Origin of the sequence: Enterobacter cloacae complex sp. IR5458 (genome assembly GCF_049238025.1) — a bacterium.
In the GTDB taxonomy this organism is placed as follows: domain Bacteria; phylum Pseudomonadota; class Gammaproteobacteria; order Enterobacterales; family Enterobacteriaceae; genus Enterobacter; species Enterobacter kobei.
In genome coordinates, this window is sequence record NZ_JBMKIF010000003.1 from 161766 (window position 1) to 180812 (window position 19047).

15 protein-coding genes are annotated in these 19047 nt (G+C 55.8%); 6 read left to right on the forward strand and 9 right to left on the reverse strand.

Annotated features, from left to right (window positions below; translation table 11 throughout):
• Positions 1 to 19 precede the first annotated feature (19 nt).
• Positions 20 to 1318, reverse strand: a complete 1299-nt coding sequence (gene rlmD, locus ACOTYN_RS03655) for a 23S rRNA (uracil(1939)-C(5))-methyltransferase RlmD (RefSeq protein ID WP_023338758.1) — start codon at positions 1316 to 1318, stop codon at positions 20 to 22.
• 57 nt (positions 1319 to 1375) lie between these two features.
• On the opposite strand from rlmD, the gene barA reads away from it, so the two are divergent.
• A complete protein-coding gene (gene barA, locus ACOTYN_RS03660) occupies positions 1376 to 4135 on the forward strand; it encodes a two-component sensor histidine kinase BarA (RefSeq protein ID WP_332956422.1) in 2760 nt (919 codons plus the stop codon).
• A gap of 97 nt (positions 4136 to 4232) precedes the next feature.
• On the opposite strand, the gene ACOTYN_RS03665 is transcribed toward barA, so the two are convergent.
• The 8 genes from ACOTYN_RS03665 to syd all read right to left on the reverse strand — a co-directional run bounded on the left by ACOTYN_RS03665 (position 4233) and on the right by syd (position 12543).
• Positions 4233 to 5372: a glycerate kinase gene (locus tag ACOTYN_RS03665; RefSeq protein WP_014885051.1), complete on the reverse strand. Its 1140-nt coding sequence runs from the start codon at positions 5370 to 5372 to the stop codon at positions 4233 to 4235.
• 77 nt (positions 5373 to 5449) lie between these two features.
• Positions 5450 to 6787 carry a glucarate dehydratase gene (gudD, locus tag ACOTYN_RS03670; RefSeq protein ID WP_071922932.1) on the reverse strand — a complete coding sequence of 446 codons (1338 nt, stop codon included), beginning with the start codon at positions 6785 to 6787 and terminating at the stop codon, positions 5450 to 5452.
• A gap of 15 nt (positions 6788 to 6802) precedes the next feature.
• Positions 6803 to 8143 carry an enolase C-terminal domain-like protein gene (locus tag ACOTYN_RS03675; RefSeq protein WP_071922931.1) on the reverse strand — a complete coding sequence of 447 codons (1341 nt, stop codon included), beginning with the start codon at positions 8141 to 8143 and terminating at the stop codon, positions 6803 to 6805.
• A complete protein-coding gene (locus ACOTYN_RS03680; protein ID WP_014885054.1) occupies positions 8143 to 9498 on the reverse strand; it encodes an MFS transporter in 1356 nt (451 codons plus the stop codon). Before ACOTYN_RS03680 ends, ACOTYN_RS03675 begins: the two co-directional genes overlap by 1 nt.
• A 294-nt stretch (positions 9499 to 9792) precedes the next feature.
• Complete coding sequence (locus ACOTYN_RS03685) at positions 9793 to 10242, reverse strand: flavodoxin (protein ID WP_023337703.1); 450 nt, start codon at positions 10240 to 10242, stop codon at positions 9793 to 9795.
• A gap of 23 nt (positions 10243 to 10265) precedes the next feature.
• On the reverse strand, positions 10266 to 11042 hold the full coding sequence (truC, locus tag ACOTYN_RS03690) for a tRNA pseudouridine(65) synthase TruC (RefSeq protein WP_071922930.1): 777 nt from the start codon (positions 11040 to 11042) through the stop codon (positions 10266 to 10268).
• Positions 11039 to 11368, reverse strand: a complete 330-nt coding sequence (locus ACOTYN_RS03695; RefSeq protein WP_014885057.1) for a YqcC family protein — start codon at positions 11366 to 11368, stop codon at positions 11039 to 11041. Before ACOTYN_RS03695 ends, truC begins: the two co-directional genes overlap by 4 nt.
• A 629-nt stretch (positions 11369 to 11997) precedes the next feature.
• Entirely contained in the window at positions 11998 to 12543 is a 546-nt protein-coding gene (syd, locus tag ACOTYN_RS03700) for a SecY-interacting protein (RefSeq protein ID WP_032635665.1), read from the reverse strand.
• Between the two features lie 69 nt (positions 12544 to 12612).
• Between syd and queF the strand changes: the two genes are divergently transcribed.
• The 5 genes from queF (at position 12613) to xni (ending at position 19046) form a co-directional block, all read left to right on the forward strand.
• A complete protein-coding gene (queF, locus tag ACOTYN_RS03705; protein WP_014885059.1) occupies positions 12613 to 13455 on the forward strand; it encodes an NADPH-dependent 7-cyano-7-deazaguanine reductase QueF in 843 nt (280 codons plus the stop codon).
• Between the two features lie 115 nt (positions 13456 to 13570).
• Complete coding sequence (ppnN, locus tag ACOTYN_RS03710; protein ID WP_014885060.1) at positions 13571 to 14935, forward strand: nucleotide 5'-monophosphate nucleosidase PpnN; 1365 nt, start codon at positions 13571 to 13573, stop codon at positions 14933 to 14935.
• Positions 14936 to 15449: 514 nt separating this feature from the next.
• A complete protein-coding gene (locus tag ACOTYN_RS03715; RefSeq protein ID WP_014885061.1) occupies positions 15450 to 16745 on the forward strand; it encodes an HAAAP family serine/threonine permease in 1296 nt (431 codons plus the stop codon).
• Between the two features lie 65 nt (positions 16746 to 16810).
• A complete protein-coding gene (gene sdaB / locus ACOTYN_RS03720) occupies positions 16811 to 18178 on the forward strand; it encodes an L-serine ammonia-lyase II (protein ID WP_014885062.1) in 1368 nt (455 codons plus the stop codon).
• A 112-nt stretch (positions 18179 to 18290) separates the two neighbouring features.
• A complete protein-coding gene (gene xni, locus ACOTYN_RS03725; protein ID WP_332956416.1) occupies positions 18291 to 19046 on the forward strand; it encodes a flap endonuclease Xni in 756 nt (251 codons plus the stop codon).
• Position 19047: the final 1 nt, after the last annotated feature.

The following is a 19047-nucleotide window of genomic DNA, read 5'->3' on the forward strand; positions in this document are numbered from 1 at the left end:
AGTCGACAAGCCAAACAAATTAGATGTGCTCGAACAACACCATCGATTCCAGATGCCCAGTGTGCGGGAACATGTCCAGCATTGCCAGACGCTGAATTTGGTAACCCGCGCTGATTAATACCTCACTGTCACGGGCAAGCGTTGCCGGGTTACAGGAAACATAGACCACACGCTTCGGGGCAAGTTTAATCACATGCGCCATGACGCCCGGGGCACCGGCGCGCGCCGGGTCGAGCAGGATTTTGTCAAATCCCTGCAGTGCCCACGGCTGTTGCGTCACATCTTCCTCAAGATTTTGATGAAAGAATGTCACATTTTGCAAGCCGTTCTGTTGTGCGTTCTCCTGCCCTTTAGCCACCAGCGCTTCAACGCCTTCCACGCCAACGACGCTTGCTGCTTTTCGCGCCAGCGGCAGCGTGAAGTTGCCCATGCCGCAGAACAGATCGAGCACCCGATCGGTGGGCTGTATATCAAGCCACGCCAGCGCTTTCTCAACCATCTGCTGGTTTACGCCATCATTTACCTGAATGAAATCCCGCGGGCTAAACGTTAAGCGTAGCCCGTTTGACGCATACCAGGGCGCATCACCGGTAACCTGTTCAAGTATCTCGCTTTGTGGAGCAAGGAAAAGCGCCAGGTCGTGGGAATGCGAAAAGCGTTCCAGTTTTTCGCGATCTTTTTTCGATAATGGCGCGGTGTGGCGCAACACCATCAGCGGGCCATTATTGGCCATGACCAGTTCGACATGCCCAAGATGGCGAACGCCGTCCAGTCCTGAGAGGCAAGTGCGCACGTGCGGAAGCAATGCTTCAAGATGGGGCACCAAAACAGGGCACTGCTTCACATCAACAATATCGCTGGAGGCCGCTTTGCGAAAACCCATCTCCAGCCGCGCCGTTTTGGGCTGATAGCTCAGACTCAGACGCGCGCGGCGACGGTAGCCCCAGGGCTCATCGGCAATAACTTCATTCACGTCGTGCTTCAGCAGACGCGCCAGGGCGCGGCTTTTGCTTTTTTGCTGTAATTCTGTGCTCGCATGCTGTTGCTGGCAGCCTCCGCAAACGCCAAAATGCGGACAGCGTGGCGCAACGCGCGCCGGGCTATCGTTGAGGCGACGCTTCACCTGTCCGCGCGCGTACTGGCGTTTGTCTTCCGTCAGCGTAATTTCTGCTCGTTCTGTTGGCAGCAAACCTGTTATAAACAGAGTCTTACCATTGTGATGAGCCACCCCCTGACCAAACGGGTCAAGGTCTGTGGCTTCAACAGTAATGATTTGACGCGTCGTCACGCGTCGTTTTGCAGAGTAGAATTGCGCCATCGCCGAGATTTTTCTCACATAAACATAATTATCTTAATTGTCCCATAACGGAACGCCATGACCAACTACAGCCTGCGCGCGCGCATGATGATTTTGATCCTCGCCCCCACCGTTCTCATCGGTTTGCTGCTGAGTATCTTCTTTGTGGTGCACCGCTATAACGATTTGCAGCGACAGCTGGAGGATGCAGGCGCCAGCATCATCGAACCGCTCGCCGTCTCAAGCGAGTACGGGATGAACCTGCAAAACCGCGAATCCATTGGGCAGTTAATCAGCGTGCTTCACCGACGCCACTCGGACATCGTACGCGCCATTTCCGTTTACGACGAACATAACCGCCTGTTTGTCACCTCGAATTTTCATCTCGATCCGGCGGCCCTGAAAATCCCGGACGGTACACCTTTCCCGCGCCATCTCACCGTACTGCGGCGCGGCGATATCATGATCCTGCGCACGCCGATCGTGTCGGAAAGTTATTCCCCCGACGAGTCTGCGCAATCTGACGCCAAATCCAGCGATAACATGCTGGGCTATGTGGCGCTGGAGCTGGATCTCAAGTCAGTCCGGCTACAGCAGTACAAAGAGATTTTTATCTCTGGCGTGATGATGCTGTTCTGTATTGGTATTGCACTGATCTTCGGCTGGCGCCTGATGCGCGACGTAACGGGCCCCATCCGCAATATGGTCAATACCGTTGACCGCATCCGCCGGGGACAGCTCGACAGCCGCGTAGAAGGTTTTATGCTGGGCGAGCTGGATATGCTGAAAAACGGCATCAACTCGATGGCCATGTCGCTGGCGGCCTATCACGAAGAGATGCAACATAACGTTGACCAGGCGACGTCTGACCTGCGCGAAACGCTGGAGCAGATGGAGATCCAGAACGTTGAGCTGGATCTGGCGAAAAAGCGCGCCCAGGAAGCGGCGCGGATTAAATCTGAATTCCTTGCCAATATGTCGCACGAGCTGCGTACACCGCTCAATGGGGTGATCGGCTTTACCCGCCTGACGCTGAAAAGCGAGCTTAACCCGACGCAGCGCGATCATCTGCACACCATTGAACGTTCGGCCAACAACCTGCTGGCGATCATTAACGACGTGCTGGACTTCTCCAAGCTGGAGGCGGGCAAGCTTATTCTGGAGAGCATACCGTTCCCGCTGCGCGGTACGCTCGATGAAGTGGTCACGCTGCTCGCCCACTCGTCACACGACAAAGGCCTTGAACTGACGCTTAACATCAAAAACGACGTGCCGGATAACGTCATCGGCGATCCTCTGCGCCTTCAGCAGGTCATTACCAATCTTGTTGGCAACGCCATTAAATTCACCGAAAGCGGCAACATCGACATTCTGGTAGAAAAACGCGCGCTCAGTAACAACAAGGTACAGATTGAGGTTCAGATCCGCGATACCGGGATTGGTATTCCCGAGCGCGATCAGTCGCGTCTGTTCCAGGCGTTCCGCCAGGCGGATGCCAGTATCTCCCGTCGTCATGGCGGTACCGGTCTGGGGCTGGTGATTACGCAGAGGCTGGTAAACGAGATGGGCGGCGATATCTCTTTCCACAGCCAGCCAAACCGCGGTTCAACCTTCTGGTTCCACATTAACCTGGATCTCAATCCGAACGCGTTGACCGACGGTCCGGTGACGGGCTGCCTGAAAGGTAAGCTTCTGGCCTACGTCGAGCCTAACGCGGCGGCCGCGCAGTGCACGCTGGATATTTTAAGCACCACCCCCCTGGAGGTAGTCTACAGCCCTACCTTCTCGGCGCTTGCCGTTGAGCACTACGACATTCTGCTGATGGGTATTCCGGTGACGTTCACCGGCGAACTGACCATGCAGCAGGAGCGGCTGGCGAAAGCCGCGTCGATGACTGACTATCTGCTGCTGGCGCTGCCCTGCCACGCTCAGATAAACGCGGAAGAGTTGAAAAACGACGGGGCAGCTGCGTGTCTGCTTAAACCCCTCACCGCCACCCGCCTGCTGCCCGCCCTCACGGAGTATTGCCGTCTTAGCCAGCATGCCCTTCCGCTGATTAACGATGAGCAAAAACTGCCGATGAGCGTGATGGCAGTTGATGACAACCCGGCAAACCTGAAGCTCATTGGCGTGTTGCTGGAAGATCAGGTTCAGCATGTGGAGCTGTGCACCAGCGGCACGCAGGCCGTTGAACAAGCCAAACAGATGCAGTTCGATTTAATTCTGATGGATATTCAGATGCCGGGCATGGATGGCATTCGGGCCTGTGAGTTGATCCACCAGCTGCCACATCAGCAGCAAACGCCGGTGATTGCGGTCACCGCGCATGCGATGGCCGGTCAGAAAGAGAAGTTACTGAGCGCCGGGATGAATGATTATCTGGCGAAACCTATCGACGAAGAGAAGCTTCATAACCTGCTGTTACGCTATAAGCCGGGACATATTGGCGGAAGCTACACGGTTTCCAGCGAGCCGGTTGAGGTCGCCGTCAATCAAAACGCAACCTTTGACTGGCAGCTTGCGCTGCGTCAGGCGGCAGGTAAACCCGATTTAGCCCGCGAGATGCTGCAAATGCTGGTCGCGTTTCTGCCGGAGATACGTAATAAGGTTGAAGAACAGCTTGTGGGGGAACACCCGGATGAACTGCTGGAAGCCATCCACAAGCTTCACGGCAGCTGCGGCTATAGCGGCGTACCGCGGCTTAAAAATCTCTGCCAGCTGCTGGAGCAGCAACTGCGCGCAGGTACGCCAGAATCGGAGCTGGAACCCGAGTTTCTGGAGCTGCTGGATGAAATGGATAACGTGACGCGTGAAGCGATGAAGGTATTGGGGAGCTGAGATAAAAGCCCGGTGGCGGCTTCGCCTTACCGGGCCTACGATTGCGGGTGCGGCCTGATGCCCTCACCCCAACCCTCTCCTACGGGGAGCGGGAGAACTACATTCCCTGCCCCACTTTCAGCACCGCCGCGATATTTCTGGCGGTCATCTGTACATTCGCGCTGGCATTTTCCAGCGCATCTTCCAGCGAGCAGATGGTGTAAATCACGCTAAACACCGCATCAATGCCGTGATCGTGTACCACGCCAACATCCGCCGTCAGACTGCCCGCAATCCCGATAACGGGTTTGTTAAAGCGTTTCGCGACCTTCGCTACCCCCACCGGGACTTTGCCGTGGATCGTCTGGCTGTCGATGCGGCCTTCGCCGGTGATAACCAAATCTGCATCGGCCACCTGGTCGGCCAGGTGTAGCGCATCGGTTACAATCTCAATGCCCTGGCGCAACTGCGCGCCGCAAAAAGCGTACAGCGCCGCGCCCATGCCCCCCGCCGCACCACCGCCAGCAAGGTTTAGCACATCCATATCCAGATCCCGGGCAATAATCCGCGCATAATGAGCAAGCGCATTGTCCAGGGTGATGATCATCTCAGGCGTGGCCCCCTTTTGCGGGCCAAATACGGCTGACGCGCCATCCTTTCCAACCAGAGGATTGGTCACGTCGCAGGCGACCTCAATCCGGCACTCGGCCAGACGCGTGTCCAGGCCGCTCAGGTCGATACGCGCGAGTTTTCCCAGCTCGCCTCCGCCCTGCCCCAGCGGCTGTTCACTGGCGTCGAGCAGCTTCGCACCCAGCGCCTGCATCATCCCGGCCCCGCCGTCATTGGTGGCGCTGCCGCCGATACCGATGATGATATGCTTAACGCCCGCATCCAGCGCGTGACGGATAAGTTCACCTGTGCCCCAGGAGGTCGTTTTCAGGGGATCGCGCTGCGAAGGCGCAACCAGTTCCAGACCGCTTGCCGCCGCCATTTCAATAAAGGCGCTCTGTTCGTCACCCGAAATCCCGTAAAATCCTTCCACCCGCTCGCCGAGGGGACCGGTCACCGGGACATGTACCCTTCGCCCCTGCGTTGCCGCGATCATCGCCTCAACGGTGCCTTCTCCCCCATCCGCGACCGGCAGTTTGACGTAAACCGCCTCGGGAAAGATCTCGCGAAAACCGCGCTCTATCGCTGTCGCAACCTCAAGCGCACTCAAACTTTCCTTATACGAGTCCGGTGCGATAACAATTTTCATAAGCCATCCTTACGCATAGTCGTTACGTTAAGCATACACCACGTAAAGAACCGCTAATGGGAGCGGTCCCAGTGCGTTTATCGTACCATGCACGGACGTTTATTGTCGAATGTCCAGTCGGGGATCAGATACTGCATCGCCATCGCGTCGTCCCGCGCGCCCAGACCGTGTTTCTGATAAAGCTCGTGCGCTTTCATCACCTGGTCCATATCGAGCTCAATGCCCAATCCCGGCGTTGAAGGCACCTGCACCATGCCACCTTTTATCTCAAACGGCGCTTTGGTCAGACGCTGATTCCCCTCCTGCCAGATCCAGTGGGTGTCGATAGCAGTAATGGTGCCCGGTGCGGCGGCGGCAACGTGGGTGAACATTGCCAGCGACACGTCGAAGTGGTTATTAGAATGCGATCCCCAGGTCAGGCCAAACTCATGGCACATCTGCGCCACGCGGACCGAGCCCTGCATCGTCCAGAAGTGCGGGTCAGCCAGCGGAATATCGACGGATTGTAATGACAGGGTATGCCCCATCTGACGCCAGTCGGTGGCAATCATATTGGTCGCGGTCGGCAGCCCCGTGGCGCGACGGAATTCCGCCATCACTTCGCGGCCCGAGAAACCTTGCTCGGCCCCGCAGGGATCCTCGGCATACGCCAGCACACCTTTGAGCTGTTTACCTATTTTGATCGCTTCATCAAGCGACCATGCACCGTTTGGATCAAGCGTCACGCGCGCCTGTGGGAAGCGTTTTGCCAGCGCGGAAATGGCCTCTGCCTCTTCTTCACCCGCCAGCACGCCGCCTTTCAGTTTGAAATCATTGAAGCCATATTTTTCGTATGCCGCTTCCGCCAGCCTCACCACCGCATCCGGGGTCATCGCCTCTTCATGGCGCAGCCGGTACCAGTCGCATGCTTCCTTCGTCTGGCTTTGGTACGGCAGCGGCGTCAGTGTGCGATTGCCGACAAAGAACAGATAGCCAAGCATTTCTACTTCTGAACGCTGCTGCCCCTCACCCAGCAGCGAGGCGACGTTAACGCCCAGGTGCTGACCCAGCAAATCCAGCATTGCGGCTTCAATCCCGGTCACCACGTGGATGGTGGTTCGCAGATCGAAGGTTTGCGGCCCCCTGCCACCCGCATCGCGGTCGGCAAAGGTGTTGCGCACGGTGTTGAGGACATTTTTGTACTCACCCAGCGTTTTGCCCACCACCAGCGGAATGGCATCCTCCAGCGTTTTACGGATCTTCTCCCCGCCCGGAATTTCACCCACACCGGTATGGCCGGCATTGTCTTTGATAATGACAATATTGCGGGTAAAGAACGGTGCATGTGCCCCGCTCAGGTTCATCAGCATGCTGTCATGACCCGCGACCGGAATGATTTGCATGGAAGTGACGACAGGGGTCGTAAAAGTACTCATCGTGTAATCCTTTTATCAGTGACGTCCAAAAACAGGGCGCTTACGGTCAAATGTCCAGCCGGGAATAAGGTATTGCATCGGGCCTGCGTCATTACGCGCACCGCCCGGTAGCTTTTTATACGCCTCGTGGGCTTTATGAAGCTGATCCCAGTCAAGCTCCACGCCCAGGCCCGGCGCATCGGGAACGGCAATCTTGCCATTTTTGATTTCCAGCGGATTTTTCGTCAGGCGGGCTTCGCCTTCCTGCCAAATCCAGTGGGTGTCGATAGCGGTCGGGTTTCCCGGTGCCGCGGCGCCAACGTGGGTGAACATCGCCAGCGAAATGTCGAAGTGATTGTTGGAGTGGCAGCCCCAGGTCAGTCCCCAGTCATCGCACAGTTGCGCCACACGCACCGCGCCGGAGAGCGTCCAGAAGTGCGGGTCCGCCAGCGGAATATCGACGGCGTTCAGCATCACCGCATGACCCATTTCGCGCCAGTTAGTGGCAATCATATTGGTGGCGACCGGTAAGCCGGTGGCACGTCGGAATTCGGCCATGACTTCACGGCCAGATAAGCCCTGCTCCGCGCCACACGGGTCTTCTGCGTAGGTCAGCACGTCTCCCAGACCTTTGCACAGGCTGATGGCTTCCTCCAGCAGCCAGGCGCCGTTAGGGTCAACGGTGATACGCGCCTCCGGGAAACGTTTTTTCAACGCCCGGGCGGTTTCAATCTCCTGCTCACCGGGCAGCACGCCACCCTTGAGCTTGAAATCTTTGAAGCCGTAGCGATCCTGAGCCGCCTCGGCCAGGCGGACCACCGCGTCGCGGGTAAGGGCTTGCTGGTGGCGCAGCTGATACCAGTCGTGGTTACCCGGTGATTGCGCCAGATAGGGGAGATCGGTTTTCGTGCGATCGCCCACGTAGAACAGATAGCCAAGCACGGTGACGGCATCACGCTGTTTGCCCGGCCCCAGCAGCTCGCAGACCGGGACATTCAGCGCTTTACCCAGTAAATCAAGCAGGGCGGCCTCCAGCGCGGCCACCGCGTTGACGCGCAGCTCAAACGTCCAGGCTCCTTTACCGAAGGTATCAAAATCTGCCGACTGATTACCCTTATGCACCCGTTGAACCACCTTGTTCAGGCGGGCAACCTCCTGGCCCACCACCTGCGGAATGGCTTCGACCAGGGTCTGGTAGATCACCTCCCCACCAGGTGCCTCACCCACGCCAGTATTTCCTGCGCTATCAGTCAACACCACGATATTGCGGGTAAACCACGCATTGTGCGCGCCGCCAATATTGAGCAGCATGCTGTCCTGCCCGGCCACGGGAATAACGTTCATTTCAGTCACGATGGGGCTTGATTGCGTTGTCATCAGCCACGCTCCACTACGGGTTTGAGTTCAATACGTTTGATATCCCCCACCAGCACCAGGTAACTCAGGACTGCCACCAGCGCATGCACGCCGACGTAGATCAGTGCACCGTTGAATGACCCCGTCGTACCAACGATGTAGCCAATCGCGATTGGCGTAACAATCCCGGAAATGTTGCCGAACATGTTGAAAAGACCGCCGCTCAGGCCGCTGATCTCTTTTGGCGCGGTATCCGCCATCACCGCCCAGCCCAGCGCGCCAATGCCTTTGCCGAAGAAGGCCATCGCCATAAAGCCGATAACCATCCACTCGGCGCTGACGTAGTTGCAGAACACCATGGTCATGGAGAGCAACATGCCGAGCACAATCGGCGTTTTACGCGCGATATTCAGCGATCCGGTGCGGCGCATCAGCCAGTCGGATATCACCCCGCCGAGCACGCCACCGATAAAGCCGCAGATCGCCGGGATCGAAGCAACAAATCCCGCTTTCAGGATCGACATCCCTCGCGCCTGCACCAGGTACACCGGGAACCAGGTGATGAAAAAGTAGGTTAGAGCGTTGATACAGTACTGGCCCAGATAGATGCCGATCATCATCCGCGTACCGACAAGCTGTTTGATCTGCGCCCATTTCTGGCTGAACGGGACTTTTACTTTCCCGGACTTCTGATCCATGTTGATCAGCGCACCACCTTCCGCAATGTACTCCAGCTCTTTCTTGTTTACGCCAGGATGCTGATTCGGTTCGTGGATCACTTTCAACCAGACGAAGCTAATGATGATCCCTAGCCCGCCCATAAAGAAGAAGACGTGCGACCAGCCCACTTCGTGCGTCAGCCAGCCCATAATGGGTGCGAAGATCACCGTGGCGAAATATTGGGCGGAGTTAAAAATCGCCACCGCCGTTCCCCTCTCCTGCGCCGGGAACCAGGCCGCGACAATACGACTGTTCCCCGGGAAGGAAGGCGCTTCTGCCAGACCTACCAGGAAGCGCAGCGTAAAGAGCGCGACGATAATGCCAAAACCGTTGAAAACATCGACAAAGCCCTGCAAAAGGGTAAATGCAGACCAGATAAAGATGGACCAGAAATAGACACGTTTAGAGCCAAAACGGTCCAGAAGCCAGCCGCCTGGAATTTGCCCGATGACGTAGGCCCATGAGAATGCGGAGAAAACGTAACCCATGCCCACCGGATCAAGGCCGATATCTTTTGCCATTTCAGAGCCGGCAATCGACAGCGTGGCGCGGTCACCATAGTTAAAGGATGTGACGATAAACAGCATCACCACTATCCAGTAGCGGGCATTCGTGCGCTTCTCAGCGCTGCTCGCTGCGTGGCTTAATGTACTCATTGTTGCACTCCTGAAACATAGCTTTCGCCTGGTTCATTCTGTACAGCACCGGTAGGGTAATCAGAATGAGATGTGTTTTGTCGTTTTGGTACGGCCTGAAGCCGTTTTATAAGTGACCGGAAAAGTATATGAAGGAGTGACTCGTTCTCTCACCGTGCAAAAACACAGTATTAAAGGGTGTGCGAGCGGTTGTTTATGGCATAAGCCCAGGCAAGTGGAAGGTGGTTCACGGAATTGAGGTTTGGTGCGGAGTGTATTGCCGGGTGGCGGCTTCGCCTGACCCGGCCTGGAAAACTATTTCAGGAGCGTAGCCCACTGCTCGACCCACGGGTTCGATTCGCTTTCCGGTTCAGGATGCTCACCGGCATCAATCAGCAGCATCTCGCCGACGCGCTGGGCGCTCTGTTCCTGCAGGAGCGCATCAAACTGCTTGCCGCCGCCGCAGAAGTTTGCGTAAGAGCTATCGCCCAGGGCAATGATGCCGTAGTGAACGTCCGGCTGATAGCCAAGCTGGTCTTTAATGCCCTGGAAAAGTGGCACGATGCTGTCCGGCAGATCGCCCTGCCCGGTAGTGGACGTCACCACCAGAATGTATTTATCTTTATACTTTTCCCAGTCTGCCAGTTCCGGGTCTTCATAGACCGTGGCTTTATGGCCCTGGCTTGCCAGAATCGCCTCAGCCTCTTCCGCTACCAGCAGTGAGTTGCCGTACATAGTGCCGACAAAAATGCCTACTTCAGCCATGATATTTTTCCCTATGAATGCGTTTACTGTTCATCCTGAACGTTGCCAGATACAAACTCAACCCTTTCATTTTCGGGGAGTTGCCCCAGCCAGCCAAACTGTGACAGCGCCTGCATCCAGACATCATCCAGCCCTGCACGGATATTCAGCGGTTCGCCGGTAAACGGGTGGGTCAGGCTAAGCTCGCTGGCGTGTAACATCAGTCTGTTACAGCCAAAATGCTCGGTCGCGCTGCGATTCTGGCGCAGATCGCCGTGCTTGCTGTCGCCAATAATCGGGTGGCGCAGGTGCGCAAGATGGCGTCGCAGCTGGTGTTTACGCCCGGTTTTGGGCAAAAGCTCAACCAGGCTGTAGCGCGTAGTGGGGAATTTGCTGGTTGCCACCGGCATTTCCGTGGTCGCCATGCCGCGATAATCCGTCACGGCAGGCTGCGGGCCTTTGTCATCGCGGGCAAATTTATCGGCGATTTTATCCAGCTCCTCTACCAGCGGATAGTCGAGCGTGGCGGCGTCCGTCAGCCAGCCGCGCACGATCGCGTGGTAGCGTTTCTGGATCTGGTGCTGTTCGAACTGCTGAGACAGCAGACGTCCCGCCTCGCTGGAAAGCCCCATCAGCAGCACGCCGGAGGTCGGTCTGTCGAGACGATGGGCGGTAAAAACATGCTGACCAATCTGGTCGCGTACGGTCTGCATCACGACCACTTTCTCGTCGCGATCCAGCCAGCTGCGGTGCACCAGCCAGCCAGACGGTTTATTCACCGCCACCAGCCACTCGTCCTGATAGAGGATCTCAAGCGTCATGCATCTTCACCGGCAAACAGGGCATCCAGTTTTTCCAGCTCAACCAGCATGACCGCGCGCGCAGGGTGCGTCGCCTCAAGAGCCATTTCATAATAGGGAGAGACCGCAAACGCCTGCGGCAGCGGATGACCGCCTTCCAGCAGCGCGTGCATGCGCGGAATTAACACCCACTGGAGCCACTCGAACGGGGCCAGGGTATCCAGACAAAATGGCTGGGTGCTGGCGAACGCTTCCGGCTGCGGCGCGGTCTCTTGCCACAGCTGATGTTGGCGCAAAAGGGCTTCGATGGCGTGCAACTGAGCACGAATGCTATCGTGTTGCGTCATGGTAACCTCAACTGAAAAAGTGAACGGCGCGCAGCATAGCATTGCGGGAGGCAGAAATAAAAAGGGAGCACTGTAAAAACAGTGCTCCCGGTTCGTTCCGCAGCATTCCAGCTACAATTCGTGCTCCCTGCTCATCCGTGACAACTATTCCTGATGCCCGAAGGGCTGGTCATCCGTCTACCTTTCGCATCCTGCACACATCTTCCTGACGTGCTTGTTTCATCCTGAAACGTCCTGGCCTTCCTGACCCACCGACCGTCCTGTTCGGCTCTCGTTCTCCTTCCTGGAGGTGTCCCTTACGCGTCCTGCGTTATCCCTTTGCTTCATCCTGAAGCCTTCCTGCAGCGTCATCCTGACGTGTCCTGAGTAAGAAACGCCATCATCCTGATGTTCGTTTCTCGTGTCGGCGTCCTGTCGACAGAGATAGAATCCGCTATTCCGCTTCGTCTTACAACCCACCAGGGGAGCGTTGTAAGACGTAAGAAAGCCCTATAAAAGCTGGGATAAACAGCTAATCCATTGAAAAACAGCGTGATATTAATCTTAATTAAATGAGGTAATACTGAATGTTCCAGCGATCTCTCACAAACCTTGTAAGAGATCTCTCACACGCGCTGTAGCATTATGGATTACAGAAGAGGCTCAAGTCGGGTAAGGAAATCCGCAAGTGAAGGGGCGAGGGTCTCGCGATTGCGGGTGCCGATGGTCTCTTTAATCACTTCGCCAGACAGGTTACAGACGGAAATCACATCCAGGTCACTGTCGAGCGTAGCAATAAAGAGCGTCGGAGAAAGCTTAAGGCGTTTTTGCGTGACCAGATGACCAATCAGGTTTTCCTGAACACGCTGCAGATCGTCTTCGCTCCAGGTCTGCAACAGCGTCAGCGTCAAATCACCCAAGCGAGCGGGCATATCCCCTGCAAATTGCGTGACGTAAAACGCGTGAACCGCTGGTTGTACCACAATCTCCATAGCCCGTTCAACCGCATTTACATTTTGCCCGGCGGTACTCGGCTTCGGCTGCCAGATAACATAATCATCCTGAGAAGAGATAATGCACGGTGACGGTACGCCATATAATTCAGCACTTTGCGGCCACGTTCCATGCTTTTCATGCCACGCATCGCAATAGCGGGTCGTGAAGGTAGTAAGGGCATTTGCAGTTTCGATGTCCACCGATTTCTCTCTTCTTGTAAGACAGGATAAACTCAGCCCATAAGTATACCTGTAAAGTGGCTATGAAACATGTCTTACGAAAATCATCAGGCGTTAACCGGCTTAACGCTGGGTAAATCGACCGATTACCGCGATACCTACGATGCAAGCCTGCTGCAGGGTGTGCCGCGCAGTCTGAACCGCGATCCTCTGGGATTGCACGCGGACGCGCTGCCGTTCGTGGGCGGCGATATCTGGACGCTGTATGAAATCTCCTGGCTCAACGCGCGCGGCCTGCCGCAGGTGGCGGTCGGACACGTTGAGCTGGATTACGCCAGCCAGAATCTGGTGGAATCCAAGAGCTTTAAGCTCTATCTCAACAGTTTCAACCAGACCAAATTTAATCACTGGGATGAGGTTCAGCAGACGCTGGAACGCGATTTAACCGCCTGTGCTCAGGGTCAGGTCAGCGTTTCGCTGTACCGCCTGCACGAACTGGAAGGGCAGCCGATCGCCCACTTCAACGGAACCTGCATCGACGATCAGGATATCGAGGTGGAGAATTATGAATTCAGCGCCGATTACCTCGAAAACGCGGCGAGCGGCAAGGTGGTTGAAGAGACGCTGGTCAGCCATCTGCTGAAATCCAACTGTCTGATTACCCACCAGCCGGACTGGGGTTCGGTACAGATCCAGTATCGCGGCCCGAAAATCGATCGCGAAAAGCTGCTGCGCTATCTGGTGTCGTTCCGCCATCACAACGAATTCCACGAGCAGTGCGTGGAGCGTATTTTTAGTGATATCCAGCGTTTCTGCCAGCCAGAGAAGTTGAGCGTTTACGCGCGCTATACCCGACGTGGTGGGCTGGACATTAACCCGTGGCGCACCAACACTGATTTTGTGCCAGCGACGGGTCGCCTGGTACGTCAATAATATAAATTTTTTCACAATATGCGGGCGGTATTCCGCCCGAAGTGTTGTGAAACCTCACACGCCAGGGCTATTGTAATCAAAGGGAATGACGATAATCGTCCCATAAGGAGCTCACTTGATTACACATATTAGCCCGCTTGGCTCAATGGATATGTTGTCGCAGCTGGAAGTGGACATGCTTAAACGCACGGCCAGCAGCGATTTGTATCAATTGTTTCGTAACTGTTCACTTGCCGTACTGAACTCCGGAAGCCTGACAGATAACAGTAAAGAACTGCTGTCCCGCTTCGAAAGCTTTGATATCAACGTGCTGCGCCGCGAGCGCGGCGTGAAACTGGAAGTGATCAACCCGCCAGAAGAGGCCTTTGTTGACGGGCGTATCATTCGTTCCCTTCAGGCCAACCTGTTTGCCGTACTGCGTGACATCCTGTTTGTTAACGGGCAGATCCACAACGCAGGCCGTTTCCAGCATCTCGATCTGGAAAGCTCGGTCCATATTACCAACCTGGTATTCTCTATTCTGCGCAACGCACGTGCCCTGCACGTTGGCGAAGCCCCGAACATGGTGGTCTGCTGGGGCGGTCACTCGATTAACGAAACCGAATATCTCTATGCCCGCCGGGTAGGAACGCAGCTTGGCCTGCGTGAGCTAAATATCTGTACCGGCTGTGGTCCAGGGGCAATGGAAGCGCCAATGAAAGGTGCCGCGGTGGGTCATGCGCAGCAGCGTTACAAAGAGGGACGGTTTATCGGCATGACCGAGCCGTCAATCATTGCCGCTGAGCCGCCTAACCCACTGGTGAACGAGCTGATTATCATGCCGGATATCGAGAAACGCCTGGAGGCGTTTGTCCGTATCGCGCACGGTATTATCATCTTCCCGGGCGGCGTGGGCACGGCGGAAGAGCTGCTCTATCTGCTGGGTATTCTGATGAACCCGGCCAACAAAGATCAGGTTCTGCCGCTGATCCTGACCGGGCCAAAAGAGAGCGCAGACTACTTCCGCGTGCTGGACGAGTTTATCGTGCATACGCTGGGAGAAACCGCGCGTCGTCACTACCGCATCATCATCGATGACGCGGCGGAAGTGGCGCGTCAGATGAAAAAAGCGATGCCGCTGGTGAAAGAGAATCGTCGTGATACCGGCGATGCTTACAGCTTCAACTGGTCAATTCGTATTGCGCCCGATCTGCAGATCCCGTTTGAGCCTACCCATGAAAATATGGCGAACCTCAAACTCTACCCGGACCAGCCGGTGGAAGTGCTGGCTGCCGATCTGCGTCGCGCCTTCTCCGGGATTGTCGCGGGGAACGTGAAAGAGATGGGCATTCGCGCGATTGAGCAGTATGGTCCGTACAAGATCCACGGTGACCGGGAGATGATGCGTCGCATGGATGACATGCTTCAGGGCTTTGTGGCCCAACACCGCATGAAGTTGCCGGGCTCAGCCTATATTCCGTGCTACGAAATCTGCACTTAACGGTTGGTCTGTTGTCGTTAAAGCCGGGACGCCCTGTTGTGCGTCCCGGCTTTTTTATTACCGAATCAATTCATAGATATCACTTATGTCTTAAACAAACTCGCCGCAAACGCAAACGATTACCTCGCATTAGCAACCGCAAATTATCAGCCTTAATCTAAATTACCCGCCAGAAAATCCTAAAAAGCCATTTCTTTACAGCAAAAGACACCTATCTCGCGGGCCGCCCTTTTAGCTTACATGTCGTTGGTGATAGCCTGCGCGCGCGTAAATTCTCTTTGATGTTTTTTTAACAGATAAATGGTCTAAAGATGCCCACTTCATAAGTGGATTATTGCATTTGGGATCAGGATCACTGATAGATTCATAACGAGAATGTATCTTTCCGCCCGCCAATAGTTACGGGCGAAAATTATTAAAAAACCGTCACTGAACGAATTTCATATTACCGTCAGGCACTTTTTCATCGGATTTGACTAGAAACCTGACAATTTGCTTCCTCCAGGAGATATAGATGGAAACCACTCAAACCAGCACCGTTGCTTCGATTGAATCCCGAAGTGGTTGGCGCAAAACGGATACCATGTGGATGCTTGGCCTTTACGGCACAGCAATCGGCGCTGGTGTACTGTTTCTTCCTATCAACGCAGGCGTCGGCGGTCTGATTCCGCTGATCATCATGGCCATCATCGCCTTCCCGATGACCTACTTCGCACACCGCGGTCTGACCCGCTTCGTGCTGTCCGGTAAAAACCCGGGCGAAGACATCACTGAAGTTGTTGAAGAACACTTCGGCGTGGGTGCAGGTAAACTGATTACCCTGCTCTACTTCTTCGCGATTTATCCCATCCTGCTGGTTTACAGCGTGGCCATCACCAACACCGTTGAAAGCTTCATGTTGCACCAGCTGCACATGACGCCACCACCGCGTGCCATCCTGTCTCTGATCCTGATTGTCGGCATGATGACCATCGTGCGCTTCGGTGAGCAGATGATTGTGAAAGCCATGAGCGTGCTGGTATTCCCGTTTGTCGCTGCACTGATGCTGCTGGCCTGCTACCTGATCCCACAGTGGAACGGTGCCGCACTGGAAACGCTGTCCCTGAGCAGCGCGTCTGCAACCGGTAACGGCCTGCTGATGACCCTGTGGCTGGCAATCCCGGTCATGGTCTTCTCCTTCAACCACTCCCCGATCATCTCCTCTTTCGCGGTGGCGAAACGTGAAGAGTACGGTAATGGCGCTGAGAAGAAGTGCTCCAGCATCCTGGCTCGCGCTCACATCATGATGGTGCTGACCGTGATGTTCTTCGTCTTCAGCTGCGTACTGAGCCTCTCCCCGGCAGACCTGGCGGCAGCGAAAGATCAGAACATCTCTATTCTGTCTTACCTGGCGAACCACTTTAACGCACCGCTGATTGCGTGGATGGCACCGATCATCGCGATGATCGCCATCACCAAATCCTTCCTGGGCCACTACCTGGGCGCACGCGAAGGCTTCAACGGTATGGTGATTAAATCTCTGCGTGGTAAAGGCAAGAGCATTGAAATCAGCAAGCTGAATAAAATCACTGCGCTGTTCATGCTGCTCACCACCTGGGCGGTAGCGACCCTGAACCCAAGCATCCTGGGTATGATTGAAACGCTGGGTGGCCCGGTCATCGCGATGATTCTGTTCCTGATGCCGATGTATGCGATTCAGAAAGTGCCAGCCATGCGTAAGTACAGCGGCCATGTGAGTAATGTCTTCGTGGTTATCATGGGTCTTATCGCTATCTCTGCGATCTTCTACTCCCTGTACACCATGTTCTGATTGTCACCCGCGCCGTCTTCGGACGGCGCACTCCTCCCTCTCTGACTGAAAGCAATGGACGCATCATGATTAGCGTATTCGATATCTTCAAAATCGGTATTGGTCCTTCCAGCTCTCACACCGTCGGACCAATGAAAGCCGGTAAGCAGTTCACGGACGACTTGATTGCACGCGGCATCTTGCATGACGTTACCCGCGTGGTTGTCGATGTTTACGGTTCCCTTTCTCTGACCGGGAAAGGCCACCATACCGATATCGCCATTATCATGGGCCTGGCGGGGAACCTGCCGGATACCGTTGATATTGATGCGATCCCTGGCTTCATCCAGGATGTGAACACCCACGGTCGTTTGCTGCTGGCGAACGGTGAGCATGAGGTTGAATTCCCGGTTGACCATTGCATGAATTTCCATGCGGACAACCTGTCGCTGCACGAAAACGGCATGCGCATTACCGCGTTGGCCGGCGACAAAGCGGTTTACAGCCAGACGTATTACTCTATCGGCGGCGGTTTTATCGTCGACGAAGACCACTTTGGTCAAACCAGTACCTCTTCTGTTGAAGTGCCGTATCCGTACAAAACGGCGGCGGATCTTCAGCGTCACTGCCAGGAGACGGGGCTTTCCCTCTCTGGTCTGATGATGAAAAACGAGCTGGCCCTTCACAGCAAAGAGGAACTTGAACAGCACTTCACCAGCGTCTGGGAAGTGATGCGCGGCGGTATTGAGCGCGGGATCACTACCGAAGGCGTTCTGCCTGGCAAGCTTCGCGTACCGCGTCGTGCGGCGGCGCTGCGCCGTATGCTGGTGAGCACCGACAAAACGACTACCGACCCCATGGCCGTCGTGGACTGGATTAACATGTTCGCCCTGGCGGTGAATGAAGAGAACGCCGCAGGGGGCCGCGTGGTCACCGCGCCGACCAACGGCGCATGCGGTATCGTTCCGGCTGTGCTGGCGTACTACGACAAGTTTATCCGTGAGGTCAACGCCAACTCTCTGGCGCGCTATCTGCTGGTCGCCAGCGCGATTGGTTCTCTGTATAAGATGAACGCGTCGATTTCCGGTGCGGAAGTGGGCTGCCAGGGTGAAGTCGGCGTGGCCTGCTCCATGGCGGCGGCGGGTCTGGCTGAACTGCTGGGCGCCAGCCCGGCTCAGGTGTGCATTGCGGCGGAAATCGGCATGGAGCATAACCTGGGTCTGACCTGTGACCCGGTTGCCGGGCAGGTACAGGTACCGTGCATCGAGCGTAACGCGATCGCCTCCGTGAAGGCGGTGAACGCGGCACGTATGGCCCTGCGCCGCACCAGCGAACCGCGCGTCTGCCTCGATAAAGTTATCGAAACCATGTACGAAACCGGCAAAGATATGAACGCCAAATACCGCGAAACCTCTCGCGGCGGCCTGGCGATGAAGATCGTGACCTGCGATTAAGCCTCTCAGGAAGCCTCGTTTTGCGAGGCTTCTTCCTGTTTTCCCTCACGCTATTCGTTTCAACCCGCTGACAGTGATACCCTTTACCCATTAGCTTTAAGGGAGATTATCTGTGGCTGTTCATTTACTTATCGTCGACGCGCTCAACCTGATTCGCCGTATACATGCGGTACAGGGCACGCCCTGTAAGGACACTTGCCTGCACGCGCTGGAGCAGCTTATTCGCCATAGCGAACCTACCCATGCAGTGGCGGTGTTTGATGACGAAGCGCGGAACAGCGGCTGGCGACACCAGCGTCTCCCTGACTACAAGGCCGGACGCGCGCCGATGCCGGACGACCTGCATGCCGAAATGCCCGTTATTCGCGCGGCCTTTGAACAACGCGGCGTTCCCTGCTGGAGCGCACACGGCAACGAAGCGGACGATCTGGCCGCGACGCTTGCGGTCAAGGTAGCGAGTGCCGGACATCAGGCCACTATCGTTTCAACGGACAAAGGCTACTGCCAGCTTCTCTCTCCCACCATCCGCATCCGCGATTACTTCCAGAAACGCTGGCTGGACGCGCCATTTATTGCCAGCGAGTTTGGCGTCTCACCAGAACAGCTGCCTGACTACTGGGGACTGGCGGGGATAAGCAGCTCGAAGGTACCGGGTGTCGCGGGCATCGGGCCGAAGAGCGCCTCCCAGCTGCTGACAGATTTTCAGAGTCTGGAGGGGATATACGCCAGGCTGGATGACGTGCCGGAAAAATGGCGCAAAAAGCTGGAGGCGCACAAAGAGATGGCGTTTATATGTCGGGATGTGGCGACGTTACAGACGGATTTACAGCTGGACGGGAATTTGCAGCAGTTGCAGTTAGAGCGTTAAA

Coding starts and splice junctions, on each gene's coding strand:
- queF (WP_014885059.1), top strand. CDS start 12,613: ATGTCTTACGAAAATCATCAGGCGTTAACCGGCTTAACGCTGGGTAAA.
- rlmD (WP_023338758.1), bottom strand. CDS start 1,318: ATGGCGCAATTCTACTCTGCAAAACGACGCGTGACGACGCGTCAAATC.
- ACOTYN_RS03695 (WP_014885057.1), bottom strand. CDS start 11,368: ATGACGCAACACGATAGCATTCGTGCTCAGTTGCACGCCATCGAAGCC.
- ACOTYN_RS03715 (WP_014885061.1), top strand. CDS start 15,450: ATGGAAACCACTCAAACCAGCACCGTTGCTTCGATTGAATCCCGAAGT.
- ACOTYN_RS03675 (WP_071922931.1), bottom strand. CDS start 8,143: ATGACAACGCAATCAAGCCCCATCGTGACTGAAATGAACGTTATTCCC.
- sdaB (WP_014885062.1), top strand. CDS start 16,811: ATGATTAGCGTATTCGATATCTTCAAAATCGGTATTGGTCCTTCCAGC.
- barA (WP_332956422.1), top strand. CDS start 1,376: ATGACCAACTACAGCCTGCGCGCGCGCATGATGATTTTGATCCTCGCC.
- ACOTYN_RS03680 (WP_014885054.1), bottom strand. CDS start 9,498: ATGAGTACATTAAGCCACGCAGCGAGCAGCGCTGAGAAGCGCACGAAT.
- truC (WP_071922930.1), bottom strand. CDS start 11,042: ATGACGCTTGAGATCCTCTATCAGGACGAGTGGCTGGTGGCGGTGAAT.
- ACOTYN_RS03665 (WP_014885051.1), bottom strand. CDS start 5,372: ATGAAAATTGTTATCGCACCGGACTCGTATAAGGAAAGTTTGAGTGCG.
- gudD (WP_071922932.1), bottom strand. CDS start 6,787: ATGAGTACTTTTACGACCCCTGTCGTCACTTCCATGCAAATCATTCCG.
- ACOTYN_RS03685 (WP_023337703.1), bottom strand. CDS start 10,242: ATGGCTGAAGTAGGCATTTTTGTCGGCACTATGTACGGCAACTCACTG.